Origin of the sequence: Rhodoferax sp., assembly GCF_023701345.1 — a bacterium.
Lineage (GTDB): Bacteria > Pseudomonadota > Gammaproteobacteria > Burkholderiales > Burkholderiaceae_C > Rhodoferax.
This window is the reverse complement of the sequence record NZ_JAMPXE010000202.1, coordinates 1-3,830: the sequence shown is the minus strand read 5'-3', so window position 1 is coordinate 3,830 and position 3,830 is coordinate 1. Positions and strand designations below refer to the sequence as shown.

Here is a 3,830-nt window from a genome sequence, read left to right as displayed (position 1 = left end):
TGCCGGCATAGGCCTGCAGGTTCAACACTTCCGGTTGCTGGGCCAGATAGGCACCCAGCTCATGCAAGGTAGCCGCGGTGTTCTCCAGCGGCGTGCCGGCCGGCATTTCGACCACCACCTGGAATTCGCTCTTGTTGTCAAAAGGCAGCATTTTCAGCACGACCCACTGCACCAGCGCCAGACCGACCGAAAGCAGCAGCGCCACCAAAATGCCCGCGAGCAACAGCCAGCGCTTTTTGACGCTGTTCAAAAACGGCGTCAGCACCCAGGCAAACAGGCGCTGCAGCTTTGGTCCCAGGCCGGTGGGCGGTGCCGGCGTGCCATCGCCGTGGGGGTGCTGGCGCATCATTTTCAGCGCCAGCCAAGGCGTCACCGTGAAAGCAATCAGCAGGGAGATTGCCATGCCCATGCTGGCGTTGATCGGGATCGGGCTCATGTAGGGGCCCATCAAACCACTGACAAACGCCATCGGCAGCAAGGCCGCAATCACCGTCAAGGTGGCCAGAATGGTGGGGCCGCCCACTTCATCAACAGCCGGCGGAATGATCTCGCGCAAACTGCGCTCTGGAAACAGCATTTGATGGCGATGGATGTTTTCCACCACCACAATGGCGTCGTCAACCAGAATACCGATGGAGAAAATCAGCGCGAACAGGGACACCCGGTTCAGGGTGAAGCCCCAGGCCCATGAGGCGAACAGTGTGGCAGTCAAGGTCAGGATGACGGCCGCCCCCACGATCACCGCCTCGCGCCGACCCAGCGCAAAGCCCACCAGCAAAATCACCGAGCCGGTGGCAAAGGCCAGTTTCTGGATCAGCTTGTTGGCCTTCTCGGCCGCGGTTTCACCATAGTCCCGGGTGATGGTGGTTTGTATGTTGCCGGGAATCACCGTATTGCCGAGTTCCTGCACCCGCATGCGCACCGCACTGGCGACATCCACCGCGTTGGTGCCGGGCTTTTTGGTCACGGTCAGGGTCAGCGCCGGATAGACACCGCCGGCAGCCACGCCCTCATCGGCGGCAGCGGCACCCAAAGAAGCCGCCACCCCCGGCGTGTACCAGACATAGCGCTGCGGCAATTGGGCGCCGGTCTCGATGCGCGCCACTTCACGTAAAAAAACCGGTCGTCCCTGGCTGACACCCACCACCAAATCGCCGACATCCTGTGCAGAGCGTAGAAATTCACCTGTTTCCACACTGAGCATCTGGCCGCCAGGCACTTGCGGATCGAGCACGGCACCGGAAGGCATGCTGGCATTGGCGGCGGCCAGCGTGGCCTTGAGTGACAACACATCGACGCCGCGCTCACGCAGGCGCACCGGATCCAGCCACACATGCACCGCACGTTCGGGGCCACCGATGGTTTTCACCTCGCGGGTTCCCGGCACGCGCTTCAATTCGGCCTCGACCGTATGCGCCACACGCTCAAGATCGACGGCAGGCAGGGCATCCTTGCTCCATAAGGTCACGGCCAGCACGGGCACATCGTCAATGCCCTTGGGCTTGACGATGGGCGTGAGCGTGCCCAGATCGCGCGGCAACCAGTCCTGGTTGGCGTTGAGTACGTCATACAAACGCACCAGCGCCTCGGTGCGCGGCACGCCTACCTTGAACTGCACCGTCAGCACCGCCATGCCAGGGCGCGCCACCGAGTAAGTGTGCTCAATGCCCGCAATCTGGCTAAGCACCTGCTCGGCCGGACGTGCCACCATGTTGTGCACATCGACACTGCTGGCCCCGGGAAAAGGAATCAGCACATTGGCCATGGTGACGTTGATTTGCGGCTCTTCTTCGCGCGGCGTCACCAACACGGCAAACAGGCCCAGCAACAACGCCACCAAAGCCAGCAAGGGCGTGATGGCGTTGCGCTTGAATGCCTTCGCCATCCGCCCGGAGATACCCAATGAAGATTGATGCGACATGCTCATCTCACTTTGCTGCACCGCCAACAACCTGGGCTCCGGCCAAACCGGCGCGCACCGGGTCCAACGCGACCCGGTCGGCGTCGCTCAGGCCCGCCAACACTTCAACACCCTGGGCGCCATGCTCCGACCCCAGGCGAATCGCCTTGAGCGCAAAGCCTTGGCCCGACACCACATAGACCGCCGTTAACTCACCCCGGCGCAAGACAGCAGAGGCCGGAATGAGCAAGCGCTGTGACTGGCCTGCGGCAAAGCGAACCCGCACCTGCTGCCCCGGCAGCAAGCTCTTGCTCGCGCCGGCGGGCAACTCCAGCCGCCACTCAATGGTTTGCGACACGGCATCGGCCGTTGGCAAACGACTGGTCTGACTGGGGCGTACCCATTGCAGCGTCCCGTCAGCAGCGCTCACCTGCACCTCCACCGCAGTGCTGCCCTGCACTTGGCTTGATCGCGACACCGGCACCTGCACCACCGCCCGCAGAGGCAAGGGCGCGTACAACGTCAATAGCGGCTTGCCAGGAAAAGCCAAGTCGCCCACCTCGGAGAGTGTTTGCAACACGAAGGCATCGAACGGAGCGGTCACCCGGGTAAAGCCCTGCGACAAGCCGGACTGCTTTTCGCCCGCGCTGGCCTGGTCACGTCCCGCTTGCGCTGATTTGAGCTGGGCATCGGCGGTGTCCATGGCAGCTTTGCTGACAAACCCCTGGGCCAGCAACTCACGGGTGCGATCAAAGCTGGCTTGCGCGTTTCGCAGCTCAGCCTGCGCCTGCGCTGCCTCGGCCCGGCTGCGCTGCACCCCGGTCTGGGTTTCGCGGTCGTCAATGGTGGCCAGCAACTGCCCGACACGCACCGAATCGCCCGCCTTGACGGCCAGCGCAACAAGCCGCCCTGACGCCTGCGCCGACACGGTGCTTTGCTTGACTGGCTGCACCACGCCATCCATCTCGAATCCGCTGCCGACTGCCCTCAACTGGACCGCCGCCACATTGACTTGCGGCAACGTCTGGGCGAACACCGGCGCCATAGCCAAAGACATCAGCACAAGCAATCCCAACCCACAGTGCACTGGGTGCACCCAGGAACGCCCTAAAAAAGACTTTTGCATAAAGCTTCCTTGAAATACTGTGCCTAGTATATTTGAATACCCCCGGCAGTACACGGAAGAGGAGAAATGGCCTTACAAGATTCATGCCCCGGAGTCATCCCGCCATGGTTGACGATGGCACGTCAGACCAAAAATAAAGTTGGTGAATATTATTTTTGTACCAGAGACATAACAAGTGGCCACCCTGACCACGACAAAACAAGGCTAATACGACACAAATCGTTGATTTAAAAGGAATTATCAATCCAGATCAATCTGCGGCACAACTATTGCTTATACCTTGCCAAATTGTGACTGCGAGGTAATCAAAATGATTAAAGACACAAAAATCCTGGTTGTCGACGATGAAGAGGTCGTTCGACTCAGTTATGCCAGATCACTGGCAAGCGACCATTGCAAGGTCGAAATGGTCAGCAACGGCCCCGCTGCCCTGGAGGTGATGGGTCAACGTCCCTTTGATGTGGTCTTGCTTGATCTCTTGATGCCCGGCATGAATGGCATGGCCGTTCTCAGCACCATCAAGCAGCGATGGCCCGAAAGTGAAGTCATCATCATCACCGGTTACCCGGCCCTGGAAACAGCCAAAGAGGCCGTCACACTGGGCGCCTACGATTACCTGGCCAAACCCGCCGGCCCGGACGATATTGTCAATGCAACTCACAGCGCCATGATGCACAAACAATGGACCTTGCGCAGCGATCAGGCGTCGTCGTGCGCAGGCATGCATTGATCCGGGAGGAAAAGCCCCCCGGATCAAGTCTTATCGGGACAAAATCCAGTCAACGACATTCTTGATGTCATTCG

The 3,830-nt window shown here is 60.2% G+C and carries 3 protein-coding genes; 1 reads left to right on the top strand and 2 read right to left on the bottom strand.

What is annotated here, in order from left to right; translation table 11 throughout:
* The coding region (locus NDI87_RS16995; RefSeq protein WP_296276768.1) for an efflux RND transporter permease subunit at positions 1-1,927 on the bottom strand (1,927 nt) is incomplete at its 3' end.
* 1 nt (position 1,928) lies between these two features.
* A complete protein-coding gene (locus NDI87_RS16990; RefSeq protein WP_296276766.1) occupies positions 1,929-2,957 on the bottom strand; it encodes an efflux RND transporter periplasmic adaptor subunit in 1,029 nt (342 codons plus the stop codon).
* Between the two features lie 379 nt (positions 2,958-3,336).
* Between NDI87_RS16990 and NDI87_RS16985 the strand changes: the two genes are divergently transcribed.
* Positions 3,337-3,756, top strand: a complete 420-nt coding sequence (locus tag NDI87_RS16985) for a response regulator (RefSeq protein ID WP_296276764.1) — start codon at positions 3,337-3,339, stop codon at positions 3,754-3,756.
* Positions 3,757-3,830 lie beyond the last annotated feature (74 nt).